The 23,284-nt window shown below is 62.2% G+C and carries 2 protein-coding genes; both read left to right on the forward strand.

The annotated features are described in order from the left end of the window. Positions 1–234: 234 nt before the first annotated feature. Complete coding sequence (locus JJ896_02020) at positions 235–16,911, forward strand: carboxypeptidase regulatory-like domain-containing protein (protein ID MBO6778405.1); 16,677 nt, start codon at positions 235–237, stop codon at positions 16,909–16,911. Positions 16,912–17,260: 349 nt separating this feature from the next. Continuing rightward, positions 17,261–23,134 carry a VCBS repeat-containing protein gene (locus JJ896_02025; GenBank protein ID MBO6778406.1) on the forward strand — a complete coding sequence of 1,958 codons (5,874 nt, stop codon included), beginning with the start codon at positions 17,261–17,263 and terminating at the stop codon, positions 23,132–23,134. Positions 23,135–23,284: the final 150 nt, after the last annotated feature.

The raw sequence follows: 23,284 nt of genomic DNA on the forward strand, positions 1-23,284 counted from the left end.
GAAGAGGAGTCGACACCTCCCGGAGCCTTCAGTCAACGACTTGTACCCGATCGCCCGAAACAGGCCTCCATGGCCCGATTTGAGCGATCGGGATGTGTGGTTTTGGGTCCTGGCGCCGATCACCGGCCGACCACGGCACCCTTCTTGGATTCTCGCGGAGCGCGAAGAACTGCGCCCTTACGGAACGCGGCGCTTCCACCTGTACTGCCTTCTCTATATCCCTCTACTCCTGCCATGGAGAACTCCTTGACTTCCCGTCTCGCCCCTCTGGCCCTTGGCCTGGTGGTCAGCCTGCTGCTGACCCTCCCCCAGAACGCAGCCGCAGCACCGTCTGCGGAAGTGCCGGGCGCCAGTTCGAATGACCCGATCACGTTTGCGCCGGCTTTTGAGCTGGTGACAGGATTCGGATCCGCTTCCTGCGCTGAATGTCGCGGTGGCGTCACGAAGCTCACCGTGCGGTACCAGGGTAACCAGACCGCTCGCATTGTCGTGCTCGACGGTGGACACCGGATCTTCGACTCCGTGGTCAAGCCGGGCAATACGTTCATGGTTCAAGGCCAGGGCACCAGCGACGATGACGATGACGACGGAGGCAGCGGCGACGGCACGTTCCGGGACGACGAGCTGAAATTCTACATCCAGGACGGCAGGGATTGGGACCTGGATACAACGATCGATGTGACCTGTGCGCAGCCGGTCGGTCCGGGCACGACCTACGGATCGTTCCTCATCGAACAGGCCGAAAGCCGGGACGAGGACAAGCCGGTGTGCGCGGCGGACGATGATCCGTCCACGGCACCCGATCCAACCAAGTACTGCGTAGAGGATCGCATGACGCGGGAATACGGGTTCTGGCTGCCCGGTCTCGACAAGCGTAACAATACCAAGCTGTACAGCATTTCCAATGCCGTATTCGATGAGGCGAACGATGGCACCGCTTCGCTGACCGGCACGATTATCAACGAGATTGGGCAGGGCTTCACTCTTGAACTCACCTTCGAAGACAGAACGACCACCCCGCCGGCAGGCAGTCCGAAGAACGGATACAACTATGCGGTAGACCCGTCCGACTTCGTCTACTATGAGACCATCACCGGCTTCCTGCACGGAATCGACGGTGGCGACTACCACGGCTCTCGTGTACGCATTGCCCGTCGAGGCGAGGCCTTCCAGTTCGGCACAGGCGCAAACCTGTTCGACCAATTCAAGCTGGGCGCTTCGGCGTGGTTTGACTGGTGGGTGGACGAGGAACCGACCACCGACCTCAAGAACGAAGGCCACGGCGACATCAACGTCACCTTCCTGACGGACTGTTTCGCCGACCTGGCCATCGAAAAGACCGCCGGCTCCGGCCTGGCGACCGTTGGCGAAAACGTTGAGTTCACCATTACGGTGACCAACGAGTCCACCACCACGGCTACCGATATCACGGTGTCCGATTACCTGCCGACCAACCTGTCGCACGTATCCGGCGGCACGCTGAATGGCAGCACGGTTACGTGGGACATTGCTTCATTGGCGGGAGGCGCAAGCATAGACCTGACCTTTACCGGCATGACGACGGCAGAGGGCGAGGCCCGCAACTGCGCCGAGATCACTGCGATGGCGGGTTCGGACCAGGACTCGACCCCGGGCAATTTTGATTCGGCTCCTGCCGAGGATGACGAGTCCTGCTTTACGCTGTCTGTCCGGCCGACCGGCGCAATGTGCATGACGACGGATTCTTCGCAGTGCACGACGGCCGAGATCATCTCCGTCACGGACGAGGGATCGGGAGAAACCCGGTATATGGTCAAGGTGACCAATAACTGCCGGAATGCCGTCTCTTTCGTGGCGTTTGAGTTGCCCGACGGTGCGACCCTCTCGTCCGACACGTCCGAGTACTCGGACGGCACGTTTGACTACGACATCGAATTCCCGACGAGCAACCCGTTCGCCCGCAGCCTGAAGTACGAGACGGACGGAGAGGGCGCCAAGGACGGCGAAATGACCACGTTCGACTTCGTGCTGGACAACGGGCACGTGCTGGACGAGCCGTTCATGCTCGAGGTCAAGTACGGCAACAACCGGGATCGGCTGCAGCTCAACACCGACTGTACGCCGGAAGTAGATCTGGAAATCAGCAAGACGGTCCTTTCCGGCGCGGAGATCTCAACCGGCGGACAGGTGACCTACCAGCTCAAGGTGACCAACAACTCCGGTGCACCTGCAACGGGCGTCACCGTTCAGGACAGCTTCCCGGCAAGCTTTGAATTCGTAAGCGCCTCGGGTGACGGCAGCTATAACGATGCCTCCGGCCTCTGGACCGTGGGCACTGTTGGCGCCAACAGCATGGCGACCATCGATGTCACCTTTACCGCGAACGTCGTCGAGTCAGGCTCTGAACTCGTGGCAAACGGACTGTACGAGCTGAAGAACCACCCCAACGGAAATGCTCGGGATCCTCTGTACGGCCTGCGGCTGGACCGACTGTTCCACAACCATCGGCCCATCACGTTCGACTTCGAGCACGACGACTCTGATGTATGGATGCAGGTAGACGGATCCTCCATCATCATTTTCGGCCAGGTGTTTGGCGGCAAGGATGGCGGAAGCGAGTACGTGGTCGGCCAGTCCGGCATTTGGGACCTGTACTTCCGCTACGACATGACCATCGCCCCGGTGCCGGGTGACGATGATCTGTATACCACGGTCGAGCAGGGAGAAGGCACCATCGTGCCTCACTTCTCAACCAGCGACTTCGGGGCCGGGCATGTGTTCAATCTGACCGCTCACAAGTCAGGTGCGTTTGCCCTTCGCATTGGAAATACGGATGACGACTCCGGCCACCGCACCCACACCGGAATCAGTGGCTGGGGCTGGCTCAAACACGACGGCCGCGGCTCACTGCAGCATCATAGCGCCAGCGACTGGCTGTTTACGACCGGAGATTTTCAGCCGGACACCTTTGTGAACTGTGTGGAGATCGCCTCGGCAGACCAGGACGATCCCGACTCCGCCCCGTCCAACGGCTTCAAGGCCGGCGAAGACGACAACGCCTGCGCAGAAATCGTCGTGACAGTGCCCCCGCCGGGTCGCATCGCCGGCACGGTGTACGAGGACTCCAACGGCAACAACGGCATTGACGATGGAAGCGACGGCGAGCTGGAGGACGTCAAGGTGCTGCTGTACACCGATGAGGACAATGACGGCTTCGGCGATACGCAGATCGCCATGGTCCGCACGGACGCCAACGGGTTCTACGAGTTTACCGACCTGCCGCTCGGCGACTACGTGGTACTCGTAGATGAAAACGAGGACCCTCCAGGGGCACTTGAGTCGATCCTCGCCAACCCGGCCGACGTTGCGCTGACCGACGACTTGCCGACCGTCATGGTCGACTTTCTGTTTGGTCAGGTTCGCTTGGCCAGCTTCGGCGATACCGTCTACCGTGACGACAACGGCAACGGCATGCAGGACGAAGGCGAGCCCGGAATTGCCGGCGTAACCGTCCGGTTGTTCATGAACGATATCAACGGGATGGAGGTCACTCCTGCGCAGGTCACCAACAGCGCCGGCCACTACGAATTTACCGGGCTTGACCCGAAGACCTATGTAGCCGAAGTCGTAGCCCCGTCGGGTTACATGATCTCCGACAACAACGACGACGGAGAGGCCGACTCGGATGACTTCTTCGATACCGAGACGCTTGTAGCCTCCCAGGACTACAACGACGGCGACTTCGGATTCAAGCCGACAGGCAAGATCCAGGGGTTTGCCTGGCGCGATACGGATGGCGAAGGCGACTTCGACGAGGCCGGCAATGGCATCGAGAATGTGAGCGTCGCTCTCCTCGACGAAAACGGCGTTGCCGTCGACTTTGGTGACGGGCCGGTAACGGCGTCGACGGATGAGAACGGCATGTACATGTTCTCCAACCTGCCCCCCGGCACCTACATGGTGGACGTGACGGCGGGCGAGCCTGCAGGCACCGCGCCGACCACTCCGGAGCCGGCCACCGTCATCCTGCCCCTCAACGGAACAGAGGAAGCTGACTTCGGCTACGCGCAAACAGGCTCCATCATGGGCGTGGTGCGTGAAGACACCGCGGGAGACGTCAACCTGGATGGCAACGAGCCAGGCATTGCGGACGTCACCGTGGTCCTCTACAACGACGAGAACAATGACGGCATGGTCGACGGCAGCGATACCATCGCGGCCTCGACCGAAACCGATGGTGACGGCAAGTACACCTTCGACAACCTGCCCGCAGGCAACTACCTGGTTGACGTCGACAACTCGGACGCCCAATTGGGTGGCAACTTCCCGGTGGATGAGATGGACTTCCCCGAGCCACGGGACGTGGATCTCGGCGTGGGAGATGACGAAACCGGCGTTGACTTCCTCTTCGGTTCGGTCAAGATGGCAACGCTTGGCGATCGGGTATGGCTCGACCTCAACGGAAACGGCGATCAGGATAATGGAGAGCCGGGAGTAGCCGGCGCCAAGGTCTTCCTTGAGGACGGCTCCGGAAACAGCGTTTCCGACGGCACGAACACCTCGATGATCGAAACGACGGCGGATGGCCTGTACGACTTCGTCGGCTTGATGCCCGGCATGTACCAGGTGCGCATTGAGCCACCGGCCGGCTTCGCCCTGACCACGCCTCCAGACACCATGGGCCCCTTCGAGCTGACCTCGGGGGACAACCGGGACGACGTGGACTTCGGCCTCATCCCTGCAGAGGGCAAGATCAAGGTTGTTGTGTTCAACGACGCGGACGCGAGCGGCGACCAGAACGGCGAAGATGGATTCCCGGGAGTCGACGTGCGCATCACCTCGTTTGGCCCGAACGGCATCGACGAGAACGGCGGGGGAGACGATTACGCGATCACCCTCGAGACCGACGGCAGCGGCATGGCCATGACGGGGCAGGATCTGCTTCCGGGCAGCTATGACGTGGAGGTGGTTAGCTCCACCCTGCCGCCCGAGGCCGACCTGCCGACGACACCGACCTCGGTCACCCTGACCATAGACGGCACGTCCACCGAAGAAGTGGAGTTCGGCTACCAGAAGGCCGAGTCCATGATCTCCGGTGTGGTTTTCGATGACGTCAACGACAACGGGTCGGACGACTCTGAGCCCGGACTCAACGGAGTCACGGTTACTCTCTATGCAGACACCGACGAAGATGGCGTGGGCGATGTGGTGGTTGACGAGGTCACGACCTACACCGAAGGTTCGACGGACGGCTTCTACAAGTTCAACGACTTGCCGGCCGGGACTTACGTCATCGACGTCGACAACAACGACCCCCAGCTGGAAGGCCGTATACCGACCACCATGGAGCCGATGTCACGCGAAGTGAACGGCATGGACAGCGCGGTCAACGTGGATTTCGGATTTGTCGATCCGGCCAACAAGAATCGCGGCTCCATCGGCGACTTCGTCTGGCGTGACGACCTCGACAACAATACGCAGGACCCGGGTGAAGTAGGCGTTGCGGGCGTGGAGATCACGCTCTACAACTCCAATGCGGCGGGTGACAAGCTGAGCGTGGTTGGTACACCAAAAACCACCGACCCACTGGGCAACTATCAGTTCGACGGTCTGCTTCCCGGATTCTACGTAGCAGAGGCAACCAATCTGCCGACCGGCTACATCGGAACCGCGGGTCTGATGACCGGCGCCATTGAACTCGACCCCGGCGAAGTCTTCAACGGAGCCGACTTCGGCCTCTTGACGACCGGTATGATCGAAGGTCTGGTCTTCATGGACGGCGACGCGAGCGGCGACTACAACGCCTCCTTCGACATGCTGATCACCGACGAGGTGACGGTTCGCTTGCTGGACGATGAGGGTGATGAGTATGCCTCCCAAACCATCACTGACGGCAGCTACCAGTTCACCAACGTGCCGCCGGGCAGCTACGAGGTATTAGTCGATACGGTCATTCCGGACAAGACGACATCGACCGGAAACCCGATCGATGTCACGCTCGGTCTGCACGAGCAGAAATGGGTGGACATCGGATTCGAAGACAGCACCGGCAAAATCTCTGGCGTGGTCTTCGAGGACACGGACGGAGATGGTTTCCAGGACGCGGGTCTTGAAGACGGAATCCCGAATGTCACCGTGACCCTCTACGAGGACTTTGACGCAGACGGCGTCGGCGACATGGTGGTCGACACCGTGGAAAACACGGGACCAAACGGCGACTACAGTTTTGAAGGCCTTCCGGAAGGCTTCTATATCGTGGATGTGCTGGACTCGAACGTGGATCCGCTGCTCCCCACCTCTGCTGAGCCCAAGCCCGTGGAGCTCGATGGCCCCGGAGACGAGGAGGAGGCCGACTTTGGCTTCTCCAGCGTAGCCAACAAAATGGCCTCCATCGGCGATCGGGTCTATCGCGACGACAACGGAGATGGCGACCGCGATCCCGGTGAGCCCGGAATCGACGGCGTCGAGGTGACCATCACGTTCCCCGACAACACGACCGCCACCACCACCACCGCGGATGGTGGGTTCTACGAGTTCACCGGACTCATGCCCGGCGAGCACTCAGTGGAGGTTACTGCAGGGGCGGGCGGGTTTACGCCAACCCAGGGGAGCGCTGGCTACACGGAGGACCTTGCTGCCGGCGAGGACTTCGAGGATGCGGACTTCGGGTTCCGTCCCAAGGGCACCATGGAAGGCTTTGTCTTCATGGACCAGAACGGAGACGGCATCTTCAATACCGCCGATGGGGATACCCCTATTCCGAACGTTACTGTTGAACTGCTGGACCAGAACGGAAACCCGGTCGAGCATCAAGGCTCGCCGGTGACCGCCGTCACAGCGGACGGTTCAGTCACCAACCAGCCTGAGGGCGGCTACTGGTTGTTCAACCTGGCGCCGGGTGACTACCTGGTCAATCTCATCGAAAATGATGAGCCGGACGGCAAGGTGCCTTCAACCGGAGACCCGGTCCCGGCTACCATCCTACTGAACGCAAATACCCCCGGAATCAACATCGGCTACGAACCGGCCGAGGGCACGATCTCGGGCGTGGTGTTTGAAGACGAGGACGGCAACACCGTACAAAACGACGAGCCGGGCCTTCCGGGCGTCACGGTTACCCTGTATCGCGATGAGGACGGCACGTTGGTGCCGGTGGAGTCTGTAGAGACCGGCATGGACGGTTCATACGACTTTGGAAATCTGATCCAGGGCGACTATGTCGTGGATGTCGAAGACAGCGAGATTCCCTCCGGTCTGATTGCCACCACCGCTGAGCCCAAGAGCGCGACCATTTCTGAGCCCAACGGCTCGGACACCGCAGACTTCGGCTATTCCGCCAACGCCAACAAGATGGCGCGCATTGGCGACACTGTGTTCCGGGACGACGACGGCGACGGCGAACAGGATGCCGGCGAGCCGGGCATCGCAGGCGTGGAGGTCACGCTGTCAGGCGCAGCAAGCGGCACAACGACTACCGATGCGTTCGGGAAGTATGAATTCGCAGGCCTGATGCCTGGGACTTACACGGTGGAAGTGAATGTCAGTGATCCCGACGTGAGCGGTTTCACACCACCTGTCACTACGTCCTTCAGCCCCACCATCGCCGCCGGCGTGGACTTCCTGACGGCGGACTTCCCGTTCCGCCCCTCGGGTTCGATAGCCGGAAACATCTTCAATGACGCAGACGGTGACGGTGTCTGGGAGCCAAATGATGATGACACCGGGCTTCCGGACGGCACCCTGGTCGAGCTGCTGGCCTCCAATGGAGACTTTGTCACTTCCGTGGTCACCACGGGCGGAGACGGCTCATTCATCTTTGAGAACCTGCCGGCCGGGGACTACATGATCTCCGTGCCCACGGAGCCCGACGATACGGTCTCCTCTACGGGCAACCCCATTGACGCCTCAGTCACCGAGAACACGGCCACCACGGGAGCAGACGTCGGCTTCGAGCCAGCCACAAGCTCCATCGCGGGCACGGTTTACGGCGACGAAAATGAAAACCAGACCTTTGACCCGGCCGACGAAGACGATCTCGGAGCCGGCATCATGGTCTCGCTCTACGAGGACGCCGACGACTCGGGCACGATCAACACCGGCGACCCGCTCATCGACGATACGGTCACCGATAATGACGGCAACTACCTCTTCGAGGACCTGCCGCAGGGAGACTATCTCGTGGACGTGGGCAACGTGCCCGGCATGTCGCCCACCACGGACGATCCGCTGGCAGTAACCACCGACGGCACCAACCCGGTGACGGACGCGGACTTCGGGTTCGTCAATCCGGACGCCGAGGTTGCCTCGATAGGCGATACGATCTTCCAGGACACGAACGGCATCAACGGTCAGGAAATGGGCGAGCCGGGCATCGAAGGTGCCAAGGTCGAGCTCTTTGCCTCGGACGGCACGTCCAGCGTCAACGATGCGGACGGCGTGGCGGTCGACCCGCAGATGACCGACGCAAGCGGTAGCTACCTCTTCACGAACCTGCTGCCTGGCACGTATGTGGTCCGGGTGACCATGCCTCCGGCCGAACATGTGCAGACGTTCGATCCCGACGGCGCCACGTTCGACGGTGAAACCACCGTCACCGTCGCCATGGGAGATGTCGAGCTTGACGCCGACTTCGGCTATCAGCCAAAAGCAGGCAGCATCGCCGGAACCGTCTTCATGGACGACGACGGCGACGGTGTGCAGGACAACGACGAAGACGGGTTCAACGACGCGGGTGTCATCCTGACCGGTGCCGGTCCCGATGGTCTCTTTGGAACCGAGGACGACCTCACGTTCCCCGAGATCTGGACCGACGCTGACGGCAACTACGAGTTCACCGACCTCGCGCCGGGCATGTACGTCGTGGACGTGGTGGACCCGGCCAACACTGTGCCGACCACGGAAGACCCGCAGAAGGTCAACGTCGGACCCAATCAGAACGTGTCAGGCATTGACGCGGGATTCAAGCCGGCAGACAACACCATCGCAGGCACGGTATTCAACGACAAGAACGGCGACGGTGATCAAGACCCGGATGACGACAACTCAACTCCTGCCGTCGACGAAAGCGAGCCGGGCCTGGAGGACATCACGGTTACCCTGGTGGAAGCCGGTCCTGACGGAGAGTTCGGCACGCCGGATGATCAGGTTGTGGCCTCTGACACCACGGACGTAAACGGAGACTACTCCTTCGAAAACGTGCCGGCGGGCACCTATCAGATTCGCTCCGAGTCCCCGGACGGTCTGCTCAATACGACGCCGAATCCGGTTGTCGAAGCGGTCGATACGGGCGATGTCCGTGATATCGATTTCGGCTTCAACAACAACAAGATGGCCTCCATTGGCGACCTGGTCTTCGAAGACCTGGACGGCGACGGCAAGCAGGAAGCCGGCGAATTCGGCCTGCCCGGTCTGACTGTGGATCTGTTCCGTGATACGAACGGAAACGGCGTACGGGATGGCGCAGACGATCCGAACCCGGTTGATACTCAGGTCACCAACCAGGCCGGGTTCTACACCTTCGGCCAGCTCATGCCGGGTACTTATTTCGTGGACGTGCACCCGCCGACAGGTGGCGGCTACGTGCAGACCGGCAGTGAAAACCGCGGTGACGAAGGGGACCCGATCGTGGTCGTCAGCGGCACCACGGTGGACGATGCGGACTACGGCTATCAGCCGGTGGACGGCTCGATCCTGGTCACCATCTTCGAGGACACCAACGGCAACGGCACGCAGGATCCTGGCGAGCGCGGTTTGCAGGGCATCAACGTGGACCTCGTTGGTCCCGACGGCACGCAGAACGGTACCACCGATCAGGATGGCCAGTTCTGGTTCACCGACCTTGTGCCCGGAACGTATTCAGTCTCCTCGGACGGCCCTGCCGGCACGATTCAGATTGGCCCGGACCCCGCGGTGGAGCTTGGTGCCAATGAAGACACCACGGCTGAACTCGGATTCCGCTCCGAGAACTCCGCCATTACCGGTGTGACGTTCTCGGATCCCAACAACAACGCCCAGCGCGATGGAGGCGAGCCCGCCGTGGGATCGATTCCGGTCAAGCTGATCGGTCCGGGACCAGACGGCGACTTCGACACCGGAGACGATGTGGTTCTGCAGACTGCAACCAGTCATGTCACCGACGGAACGTACACCTTCGGCGGATTGGCCCCCGGCCAGTATCGCGTCGAAGTGACCCCGCCGGGTACGATGGTCGTCACGGGCTCAAACCCGCTGCCGATCACGCTGATGCCGAACGAGACCGAAACGGCAGACTTCGGCTTCAACTCCAACAAGATGGCCTCCATCGGCGACACCGTCTATGAGGACCTGAACGGCAACGGCGTCCAGGACCCTGGCGAATTCGGCGTGGCAGGCATCACCGTGAAACTCTACAAGGACGACGGCAACGGCACGTTCGAACCTGCCAACGACGGTCCGCCAGTGGTGCAGGTAACCAATTCCGCAGGCATCTACGACTTCACGGCGCTGGATCCAGGCACCTATTTCGTGGACGTCATTTCCGGCCCGGCCTACTCCGAAACCGGCGACCAGGAAGGCTCACCAAGTGATCCTGACAACATCACCGGCAACGAGTTGGCACCCATCACGGTAGCCGACGGCCAGGACGTCAACGGCGCGGACTACGGTATCATGCCGAAGCGCGGTTCCATCCACGGCGTTGTGTTCAACGATCTGGATGGTGACGGGGAGCTCGACAACAACGAGCCGACCTTGCCCTGGATCACGGTGCGCCTGCGAAGCAACGGCCCGGACAACAACGCAGCGACTACCGCCGACAACGTCGACCTCACGGTGGAAACCAATAGCGAGGGTGAGTACTGGTTCGAGAACCTGGCTCCCGGCCGCTATCGCGTCTTCCCGGTCAACGCCGACATCCCCACCGGCAGCACGCCTACCACGGACCGTCCTGCAATCGTGGACATCGGCAGCAATACCAGAGTCGAGGATGTCGATCACGGATTCCAGACACGCAACAGTTCCATCTCCGGTGTAGTCTTCGAAGACCCCAACGGAAACGGACAGGATGACGGCAACGACGAGCCGGGCATCGAGGACGTAGTGGTCACCTTGATCAATGTCGGACCTGACGGGCAGCTGGGTGGCGGCGACGATTCATTCGCCGGCAGCACGATGACCGACGAGAACGGCGCCTACACATTCGGTACGCTGCCTCCGGGCAACTACCAGGTTTCGGTGTCCGCCCCCAGCGGACAGGTGGTCACTACGGCCAATCCCAAGCCGGTTGTCCTGGGAGCCGACGACGACGCCGAAGCGGACTTTGGATTCAACGACAACAAGATGGCGTCCATTGGTGACCTCATCTTCCGCGACGACAACGGCAACTCCATTCAGGATCCGGGCGAACCAGGTCTCTCGGGTGTAGTGGTCAGACTCTATCGGGACGCAAACGGCAACGGAACCCGTGAGGTGTCCGATCCCCTGTTCCGCACATCGGATCCGACCGACAACGCCGGGTTCTACGACTTCACGGCCTTGCCGCCTGGCATTTACTTCGTGGATGCCGAGCCACAGTCAGGCTTCATGGAAACCGGCTCTGCAGCGCGCGGTCCCGAAGGTGAGCCCATCGAGGTGCTCTCCGGTGACGACGTGAACAATGCGGACTACGGCTTCCTGCCGATGAACGGAACGGTTGCCGGCACGGTCTTCAACGACCTGAACGGCAACGGCGAACAGGATCCGGGTGAGCCCGGTCTGCCCGACGTGCCGGTAACGGTGAGCGGCCCCGGGCTGGATGGTATCGACGGCACCGCAGACGACATCGTCAGCGAAACCACGACCAACGCCCAAGGCGACTATGAAGTGACGGGCCTCATTCCGGGCACCTACGACGTGCTGGTTGATTCCGGCTCGCCGAAAGTGCCTGAGGGGGCCACGGCGACAACCGGCAACCCGATCTCGGTGGACGTGGAATCGGGCGAAGAGTCCGAAGGAGACATCGGGTTCCAGACGCGCAACTCGACGGTTGAGGGTGTCGCCTACAACGACGCCAACGGCAACGGCGTGTTTGACAACGGCGAGACGACGATTGCCGGCGTACCGGTCAAACTCATCAACCTCGGGCTGGACAACACTCCGGGGGGCGGTGACGACTTCATCTTCGACACTGCGAATACCGACGGAAGCGGTGAATACAGCTTCACCAATGTGCCTCCGGGTACGTATGACGTAGAGGCCACCGCGCCGAGCGGGCTTGTCTCGACCAGCGCGCCCAAGGTCACCGTGGGCGTACAGCCTGCGGAGACCGAATCGGTGGACTTCGGCTTCAATACGAACAAGATGGCCTCGATCGGCGACACGGTCTTTGAGGACCTGAACGGCGACGGCGTGCAGGATGTGGGTGAGACCGGAATCCCCGGAATCACGCTCACGCTGTACCTGGATGACGGAGACGACCTGTTCGAACCGGGGCAGGACGCCATCGCCAGTACCCCGGGACCGGACGGAATCCCGAATACGGCCGATGACGGCACGGCGGTGACCAACTCCGCCGGTATCTACGACTTCACCGGCCTCAACCCGGGCACGTACTTCGTGACCATCGATGTACCGAGCGGCTTCAACAGCAGCGGCAGCGCCGCCTACGGCGATCCCGGAGAGCCCATCGAATTGGTCGACAACACCGATATCAACGATGCCGATTACGGGCTGCTGCCCAACACGGCTTCGGTGCACGGTGTGGTATTCGACGACGTCAACAAGAACGGTCGCAAGGGAGACGGGGAGTCCGGACTCCAGTCCTTCCAGGTGGTCATCTATGGCCCGGGACCGGACGGCGACTACGACACGACGCTCGACAACGTCGAACTGTCCACGACCACCGACGAGAATGGTGAGTACTGGTTCGACAGCCTGCCGCCGGGAGACTACGTGGTCAACGTGGACGAATCTGCGGCACCGTTCGGTTCAATCAGCACCACCCCCGATCCGGCGTTCATTTGGGTCGGTGGCGGCGGCACCGTGACGACCAATTTCGGCATCATGCTGCCGGGTGGGGTCATTCAGGGCACCATCTTCGCTGATGACAACCAGAACGGCATCCTTGACGGCGGCGAGAGCGGCCTGCCGGATGTGACGATCACTCTCTTCGACCTCGGAGCCGACGGCACGGCCGGCACCGCGGACGACGGCCCGAGCCGCATCGTCAATACGTCGGCCACTGGTACCTACATCATCGAAGGTTTGCCGGACAGCAACTACCTGATCAGTGTGGACGACCCGGTCGGTCTGGTGGCAACCTCCACCGAACCGCGTCCGGTAACCATCTCAGGCGGAACGACGGAAAACGAGGACATCGGCTACGCCACCGAGAAAATGGCGCAGATCGGCGACAACGTCTTCCAGGATCTGAATGGCAACGGCGTGTACGACAACGGCGAACCGGGCATCTCCGGGGTCACCGTGACACTCTACGTGGACGCTGACGAAGACGGATTCCTGGATGCCAGCGAGGTCGGTTCGGGCATCACCCAGGTGACTTCCGGCGCAGGGATCTACAACTTCCTTGGTCTGATGCCGGGCTTCTACCTGGTTCAGGCCACCGAGCCTGCTCAGCACATCGCCACCGGCGATACGGACCCGCTGGCCTTCGAGGTCATCAACGGCCAGGTGGTCGAAACGGCCGACTTCGGATTCCTCCCGGTTGGTGGATCGATTGCCGGTATCGTATTCGACGATGCAGACGGCGACGGCACGCAGGGCGCGGGCGAGGAAGGATTGCAGGGTGTGCTCGTAACACTCACGAGCGATGGACCCGACGGCATTCCGGGCACCGGAGATGAGATCGAGAAGGAGACGTTGACAGGCCTCAACGGCACCTATTCGTTCACCTTCCTGCCGCCGGGCACCTACACGGCCTCGTTTGAGACGCCGGAAGGCACTGAGGCAACCACGCAGAACCCCGAGGAGGTTGAACTCGGCGCCAACGAGTCCGAGAGCTTGCTGACAGGTTTCGCGCCGGTCACGGGCTCGATCGACGGTTTCGTCTTCAACGACCTGAACGGAAACGGCATCAAGGATTCTGGCGATGGAGGTATCAGCGGTGTAACGCTGAACCTCTTCGGACCTGGCACTGATGGTGTCTTCGGCACTCCGGATGACGTGCCCGTGGGCACCACCGTATCCGCATCCAACGGCGGCTACTGGTTCACCGATGTTCCGATCGGGGCCTACCGCCTGGACCTCGTCGAAACCACGGCGCCGGCTGGCTTCAACGTCACCACAATGAACGACCCGTCGGACCTCGTGGTGGAGGCGGATCAGGTAACAACCGTGCTCTTCGGACTCAAGAAGATCGCCAAGCCCAAAGCAACCATCGCGGGCAAGGTCTTCGAGGACAAGAACAAGAACGGCACGCTTGATTCGGGCGACTTCGGGTTCCCGAACGTCAAGGTGCAGCTGTTCACACAGGGCGCCGACTACAAGTGCGGCACCGCGGACGATCAGTTCAGGGCCACCCGCACCACGGATGCCTCGGGCGCCTATTCGTTCGGCGGCCTGCACCCTGACACGTACTGCGTGCTTGTGGACGAAAACACGCTGCCGGGCGGCGTTTCGAACACCACCGGAGGCAACCCGGCCACGATCGCCGTGCCCCATGGCGCTACCGTCGAGGCCAACTTCGGCTACGCTACCCTGGGCAGCAAGGTCGACCTCGAGATCGAGAAGACCGCCGACAAGGATGCGGTTGCGGTAGGTGGCGAAGTCACCTTCACGATCACGCTCCGCAACTCGGACGATGCGCACCTGGCCGCGACGGATGTCGTAGTCAAGGATTACCTTCCGACCGGTCTCCGGTATGTCTGGGATTCTGCGACGACTGCACAGGGCATCGTATTCAACCCGAGCCAGCTCAGCTGGACCGTGGAGTGGATCGGCGTCGGGCAGGAGATCGACCTGACCCTGAAGGCACTGGTCACCAAACCTGGCGAGTTCAAGAACTGCGCCGAGGTGTGGGATGCCCGCCAGAAGGACAAGGACTCGACCACCGGCACCGAGCGTGGAACGCGATTCGACGCCCATGCCGCCCGCGAGGACGACGAGGACTGCCACCGGATCTGGACCGGCACCAGCGCGAAGATCGATCTCGAACTCGAGAAGCGCGCCGACAAGCCGTACCCGTCCATTGGCTCCGCGGTGACCTTCACGCTGGACCTTACCAACAAGGGAACCACCGACGCCACGGGTGTGATGGTGACCGACTACCTGCCGCAGGGCCTCAGCTACGTCTGGGACACCGCGACCACGGGGCCGGGCATCACGTTCAACCCCAGCAAACTGACATGGACGATCGCTTCGGTCTCGCCGGGGCAGACCATCCAGCTCTCGCTGAAGGCGAGCGTGAATCAGTCCGGCGAGTGGACCAATTACGCCGAGGTCTGGGACGCAGACCAGAAAGATGTGGACTCGCAGACCGGCGACGAACGCGGCACACCGTTCAATCCGCACGCCACGCGTGAGGATGACGAGGCCGAGGCCAGCGTCTGGGTGGGTCAGCCGCCTGCAACGGACGCGCTCTGCTACGTGATCGCGGACAACGACGGTCATGGCTTCGACAACCGTGACGTGATCTCCAAACTGACCTCACAGGGCAGAGTGGAGAGCATCATCGGTCGGACCGGTACCCTGATGATCGAATCCATGGCGTTCAACCCATGGACCGGCCAGCTCTACGCGGCCGACGCCAACGAACTGGGCGTGATCAACGTGCATACCGGTCGGTACACGACCATCGGCGAGTTCGGCTTCGGAGAAGGCTGGTTGGCCAACGGCGAGTACCGCACCCGCGGTCTGCTCGACGCGGACGGCCTGGCCTTCGACGCGCTCACCGGCGATCTCTGGGCCAGCAGCCGCAAGACCGGCGAGCCGGATCTGCTCTTCAAGGTCGACCCAGCCACGGGCGCCCATGTGCCGGAAGCCTTTGGTCCCGGGAAGGACTTCATCTCCATCCTGACGAACAACGGGCTGAACGACATCGACGACATCGCGATCGATCCGACCAACGGTGTGCTCTACGCGATCAACAACGAAGGCGGCACCAACAGCCGACTCGTCACGATCGACAAGCAGACCGGCTGGATCACTGAGATCAAGACGCTGCCTATCGGCAACATCGAGGGACTCGACTTCTTCGGCGACGGCACGCTCTACGCGACCGCCGGTGAGGGCGACGAGGCCATCGTCATCATCGACAAGGCCACGCTCAGCACGCAGATCGTGACGTCGATCGGCAACGGTCGCAACCGCGACTATGAGGCCATTGCCTGCCTGACCACTCCGACCAACAAACTCCGTATCACGGTGTTTGAGGACCTGGACGACGACGGGCAGCAGACCGGCATCGAAGTCCCGCTCACGGGCGTTGACATCGAGCTGTTCAGGGATGTGGATGGCGATGGGCTCATCGGCAGTGACGACCCGCTGGTCCGCACGGGGCTCTCCGACAGCAATGGCGAGGTCGAATTCCAGACGGCTGCTACCGGCAACTTCGTGTACCGGATGGCAGGCGGGTTCGTCCGCGGCGTGGGTCTCCAGACGGCGACCGGCCTCGAAGGCTTCGGCCTGACGGCACGGGCCTACATGGGCATCGGCGCATCGACAGCCACGTCCACAGACGGAGATACCGAGGTTCCGGTCGAGTACGCGCTGCACAGCAACTACCCGAACCCGTTCAACCCGGTCACCACGATCACCTTCGACTTGCCGGCTACCGAGCATGTCACCCTTGCGGTGTACGATGTCCTCGGTCGCCAGGTGGCGGTCCTGGTTGACGGCCTCACGCAGGCAGGTCAGCATCAGGTGCGCTTCAACGGCAAACGCTTCGCCAGCGGTACCTACATCTACCGCATGTCGACGGCTACGAAGACCTTCACGCACACCATGGTGCTCGTGAAATAGAAAAGCTGCTCCACCCCTCACAGGGGCATAAAGGGCCGGCCGGGAATTCCCCGGTCGGCCTTTTTTGTTTGTCTCAATCCGGCGGAATTCTGTTGCCGTAATCGGACGGGGCGGGTTGACCGATGGGCGCATCTGCACGTCCGCCAGACGCTACGCGTGCCCGCACACCGACCTGCAGAGTCGGAGTGGTTGCAGGCGCCGTCGGTTCTGATTCAGACGTGTCGCCCGCGTCCGATTTGTGCTACCGGATCTGCCGAAATCAGTCTTTTTCGGCTCTTCGAATACTTTTGCCCGCCCCGTTAAGGAAAGGACCAGCCGCCTCCTTTGAGCGCAATCCTCCCTTACCGAGATGCACACCTTTTCTTCAGGTCGACTCCCCTTTGACGGACCCGGTCTTGCCGCAGCACTGCTGGCAACGCTGCTCGCAATCCTGGTTCCGAACGCAACGGCCCAGTTCTTCGACACTCCCCCAGTGGACGTCGCAGGCACCTATCTGACCTCCCTGGCCTGGGGGGACTATGACGGTGACAATGATCCGGACCTTCTCCTTGCCGGTTGCACCGGCGACTTCTGCATGTCGCCCCTCACCAAGCTGTACCGCAACGACGGCGGCACCCTGGTTGAGGTGCCGGCCCCCTTCAAGGCGGCCGGAGCCGGCGTCGTGCGATTCGTGGACCTTGACGGCGACGATGACCTCGACGTGTTCGTATCCGGGTTCGCGGGACTGTGGGGCGCACACACCACGATTTATCGCAATGACGGAGGGAGCTTCTCCCAGCTGACCACGCTGAAGGGCATGCTGGGCGCGGCCGCAGACTTTGCCGACTACGACGGCGACGACGACCTGGACCTCGTGCTGTCGGGGTGCACCATGCTGAGCACGGCAGGGATGACGTGCACCTCACCGGAGACCATTCTGTACGAAAACGAAGGTGACGGCACCTTCTGGGCACCAGCTACGCCTTGGCTGGCCCAGCTTGCCGTCGGATCGGTCTCCTTTCAGGATATCGACGGAGACAACCTCCCGGACCTGCTTCTCACGGGCGTCGACTCCTCCAACGACCCGCACACGGTGGTCTACCGCAACGCCCCTCAGGGCACCTTCACCGAGATTCCGGTCGGCCTGACGGATTTCGCCGCGGGCCAAGTGGCCTGGGCCGATGTGGACGGTGATTCCAGGCCGGATCTCGCGCTGAACGGATGCACCGACTCCTCCTGTACGGTCGGCGGTGCAGTCTACCGCAACACCTCCACGGTCGGCGCCTTCTCCTTCTCCCTGGAGACCAACATTCCCGGCACGGCGTCCGGCAGCCTGGATGCCGCCGATGTCGACCGGGATGGCGAGGTCGATCTGATTCTCACCGGATGCTCGGATCTGGACCTCAATGCCATGACCTGCTCCACGCCGGTTTCGAGCCTGCTCCTTGGAGACGGCGCGTTTGGGTTTGTGGATGCCGGGGAGAGCCTCGTCGGCCTCGGCCTGTCCGACGCTGAATTGGCCGACTTCAACAACGACGGCAAACTTGATCTGGCCCTCGGCGGCACGACCTCCGACCCGGATGAGATCTGGGGCATCGAGGGACTGGTCTACACAGGTATCGGGGGCCCGGACCCAAGCGCATTCACCAGCGCCCAGATTCTGGACGGACTCTACCTCGCATCGCTCGATTGGGGCGACTACGACGGTGACGGCGACCTCGATCTTGTTGTCGCAGGCTGCGTCGACGCACTGTGCAACACGGCTGAAACCACGCTGTACCGCTACACCGGCAGCGGCTTTGTCGACTCCGGTATCGCGCTGGACGGTGCCGGCGGCGGCGTGGTCAAGTTCGCCGACCTGGACGGTGACAACGACCTGGACCTGTTTGTGTCCGGCTCCAAAGGCATCATCATGGGCGCGCACGCCACCGTCTACGAGAACGAAGCCGGCGGCTTCTGGCCGCAGTCGTCGCTAGGCGCCTTCATTGGTACCGCCGTGGCATTCGGCGATGTCGACAACAACGGCACCATAGACATGGCCGTGTCCGGCTGCACGGACATCGACGTCATGAACATGGTGTGCAACGCAGCCGTGTCCCGCATTTACCAGAACGATGGCGACGCGAATTTCACCGATGCCGCGGCGGGCCTGACGCAACTGTCCATCGGCTCGCTGGCGTTGCTGGATCGCGAAAACGACGGTGACCTGGACCTGCTTCAGACCGGCATTGATGCCGGAGGAACGCCCACCACCATTCTTTATGACAATGTCGGCGGCACCTTCACCGATTCCGGAGAAGTGCTGCCCGATTTCGCCGGCGGAGACGTGGCCGTCGCCGATCTCGACTACGACGGCGACTTTGATCTGCTGCTCAGCGGCTGCCGCGATGCCAGCTGCTCCACGCCGGGCGTGAACATGCTGCTCAATCAGGGCAACGGCACCTTCGTCGCAAGCCCCGAAGAAGCCGAGCTGTTTGCCAATGCGGGCGGTTCCATAGACACGGGTGACTACAACAACGACGGCGCCATCGACATCCTCATCACGGGGTGCATGACGCTGGATCTTGCCAAATCCGACTGCTGGGGCCCGGCCACCAAGCTATACGACGGTGATACCGGCGTCGCCGGTGAGATTGCCCTCTCGACAGAAGTACTGACCCCGGTTGGCATCTCCGATGCCCAATTCGGCGACTATGACAACGACGGCAAGCTGGATATCGCGCTTGTAGGGACGACCTCAGACCCCAACGCGGTCGACGGGCGCCATCTGGAGATCTACCACGGTCATGCTGCCGCTGTGAACGTGCGTCCGAATCCGCCGCTCGCGCCGCTGGTAGCCGTAATAGGGGACGAGGCCACCGTGACCTTCCTGTCTCCCACGCCAGATGACTGGACCCCGACTGATGCCCTCTCCTACAATCTGCGGGTAGGCACTACCCCCGGCGGCACGGACGTTCTCTCCCCCATGGCTTTGGTCGACGGTCAGCGCCTGGTCGCCGAGTGGGGCAACATCCAGCAGAACCAGCAGTGGACCCTGGAGAATCTGCCGGCAGGCACGTACTACATGGCCGTTCAGGCGATCGATCAGGCCTACGCCGGGTCCCGCTTCTCGAATGAGCGAGCCTTTATTGTCGAACCCGTCGCCCGCTTCGTCGATCTGACCGTAGACAAGACCGTGCGCAACGTGCCGAATGACCCGGACGGCTTCGTGCCGGGCGAAGAGGTGCTGTTCGACATCCGCGTATCCAGCGCCAACCTGGCCGGCGCAGAGACGGTGACGACCGTCATCGTTGACGACATCCTGCCGGCCGGTCTCACCTACGTGCCCTTCTCGGCCACAACCGGGCCCGGCATCACGTTCAACACCGTGACGCACACCTGGACCATCGACGCGATCGAGCCGGGCGAGACGGTGGAGTTGGGCATCCGCGCGGTTGTCGATGCGTGGGTGGTCAGCGACCTGGAAAACTGCGCCGAGATCTGGGACTACGACGAGCACGAGCTCATCGAGAATCTGTCCGGACTGGCCGGCGCCCTGCCGGGCGGTGCCCTGGACCCGATCACCAATCCGGCCGACGCCGAAGGCGACCAGGACTGCACCACGGTGCGCATCCGCGGCCGACAGGACAAGATTGATCTGGAGCTGAGCAAGGCGGCCGACCCGTCCTCAGCTGTGGTCGGCGACGTTGTCGAGTTCACGCTGACGCTGACCAACTCATCGGCCGATGGGCCGGTCATTCCGGCGACCAACATCATCGTTCGCGACTACCTGCCGGGCTCCATGTCCTACGTCTGGGATACCGCCACCTCGCCCGCCGACGACAATCGTGTGGTAAGCGTGGATCAGAATTCCCTGACCTGGGTGGTGTCCGACCTCGCGTCGGATGAATCCATCACCCTCTCCTTCCAGGCCGTCGTCAATCAGACCGGTACGCATGTCAATGCCGCCGAGGTCTGGGACGTCGACCAGGTGGGCCTGGACCATGATTCGCAGACCGGCGAAGAGGGCGGCGCCTACGATCCCAATGCGCAGAACCAGGACGACGAGGCCGAAGCCTCCGTTGAGGTGCGTCCTGTCGCCAAGAAGGCCGACCTCAGTCTGACCAAAACTGTGAGCCACGCCACACCCAATGTGGGCGACGAAATCACGTTCACCGTGACGGTCACCAACACCGGCGCGGCCACTGAAGGCGTCATCATTCGCGATGAGCTCGTGGACGGCTCGGCCTGCTTCTCCCACAACTCGTCCGGGCTCGCCTTCTCGAAGGGCATGCTGGCCGTCGAGTCCGGCGGGGCCTATCGCTGGATCGTGGACGTCGCAGCGGCAGCCAGCGAGACGTTCCGCATCACCGGCTGGGTGACGTGCAAGAACGCATTCCGCAACGAGGCAGAAATCGTGGACTCCGGCACTCTGGAAGATGCCAGCCAGGGCAATGACTGGGCAGCGGCTTCCGTGGATCCGGTTCATGTGCCCGCAGGCAAGGCAGACCTGAGCCTCAGCAAGAGCGTCTCCAATGCCTACCCGAACGTCGGAGACGAGATCACCTTCACGGTGACCGTCAAGAACGACGGTGAAGCCACCACCGGCGTGGTCGTGAAGGACATCTTCGACGACAGCTACGGATGCTTCTCCTATACCACCTCGGGGATCGGGATTTCCAAAGGCGCCGTGACGCCGCACAGCAACTCCACCATCGAGTGGACCCTGGATCTTGCCGCCTACGCCCAGGAGACGCTGACGATCACGGGCTGGGTGGGGTGCGATACCCCGTTCACCAACAACGCCGAGATCACTGACAGCGGCTCCAAAGAGGACAAGAGCGCCGGCAATGACTGGGCCTCCGTAACGGTAGACCCCAAAGGCACGCTGCCTCCGCCTTCAGACGCTCTGTGCTACCTGATCGCCGACAATGACGCCGAGCATCAGCCCTCGCACGACGTGCTGACGGTGCTTTACGCAGGCGCCACGCAGGACGTCAAAGTGGCGTTCACAGGCACGTCCATGATCGAAGCGGCTGCGTTCAACCCGTGGAACCGCAAGCTCTACGCCGCCGACGCGCGTTCGCTGGGCATCGTCGATCTGAACACCGGGCACTACCAGAAGATCGGCGAGTTCGGAAGTGGCTGGGGCGTAAACCACCACGGCCAGCGCGTGGAGCGCGGCTTCCTGGACGTCGATGGGCTCGCGTTCGATCCCTACAGCTCGGATCAGCTTTTCGGCACCGTTCGGAAAACCGGCGAACCCGACCTCCTGATTCGCATCGACCCGGCAACCGGCAAGGCCGTCAAGGGCGCGTTCGGGCCTGGCCAGGACTTTGTGACCATTCAGGGTGTGCATGGGCTCACCGACATCGACGACATCGCCATCTCGCCCTGGGACGGCACGCTGTACGCAATCAACAACCGGGACGGGCAGCACAGCCGCCTCGTGACCCTCGACCGGCACACGGGCCGTGCACTCAAGGTGCTCGATCTACCGCTGGGCAACGTCGAAGGACTGGCCTTCTACGGAGACGGCACCCTCTACGGGACGGCTGGTGAAGGACATGAGTCGATCGTGATCATCGACCTCAACACGCGTAAGGCCACCGTGCAGGCGGGCCTCGGAGCCGGCGGACGTGACTACGAGTCCATCGACTGCCTCACCAACGGCACGAACCGCCTCTCCGCCATGTACTACCAGGATCTCAATGGTGACGGCATCTTCCAGGTCGGAGAAACCCCGGCCGCCCAGCGCGTGGTGCAACTCATGCGTGATGTAGACGGAGACCGCACGGGCGATGTGGTTGTTGCCGAGACACACACAGACGCCTCCGGAAATGCCGTCTTCGAACCGGCAGCCACCGGCGATTTTGTCCTGAAGCTCGTGGAAGGCGGAGAGTCCGCCGCATCGGTCGTCGGATTCGGTGGTCAGGTGGAGGTCGGGCAACTGGCTCTTGCAGCCACCTCGACCTCAAGCGAGTCCTTGAGCGAGGTCCCGGGTGGCTTCCGCATCGAGGGCAACTATCCCAACCCGTTCAATCCGCAGACGACCATTGCCTTCGACATCGCTGAGACCGCAAGGGTCAGACTGGCGGTCGTCGACATGCTCGGCCGCGAACTGGCGGTGCTGGTCGACGGCCAGGTGTCCGCAGGACGGCACACCGCCGTGTTCGATGCCGGCAACGTGCCCAGCGGCGTCTACCTGGTACGCATGTCGACTGCAGAACACACGCTGACGCACTCGATGACACTCATCAAATAGTCTCTTGGCCGTGTAACGGCCCGTCTTGAGAGCCTCAGGGCCGGTCGGGATCTTCCCGACCGGCCCTTTTTTTTGTCCGACAGCCACACGCGCCCGGCAGTCGTGCTCGCGTCGCCGTTTACCGCAGCAAGAGGAATCCGCGCAAACCAT

Source organism: Rhodothermales bacterium (assembly GCA_017643395.1).
In the GTDB taxonomy this organism is placed as follows: domain Bacteria; phylum Bacteroidota; class Rhodothermia; order Rhodothermales; family UBA10348; genus JABDJZ01.

Bases quoted from the DNA above. Each gene is read 5' to 3' on its own strand.
- JJ896_02025 (MBO6778406.1), top strand. From the start codon at position 17,261: ATGCACACCTTTTCTTCAGGTCGACTCCCCTTTGACGGACCCGGTCTT.
- JJ896_02020 (MBO6778405.1), top strand. From the start codon at position 235: ATGGAGAACTCCTTGACTTCCCGTCTCGCCCCTCTGGCCCTTGGCCTG.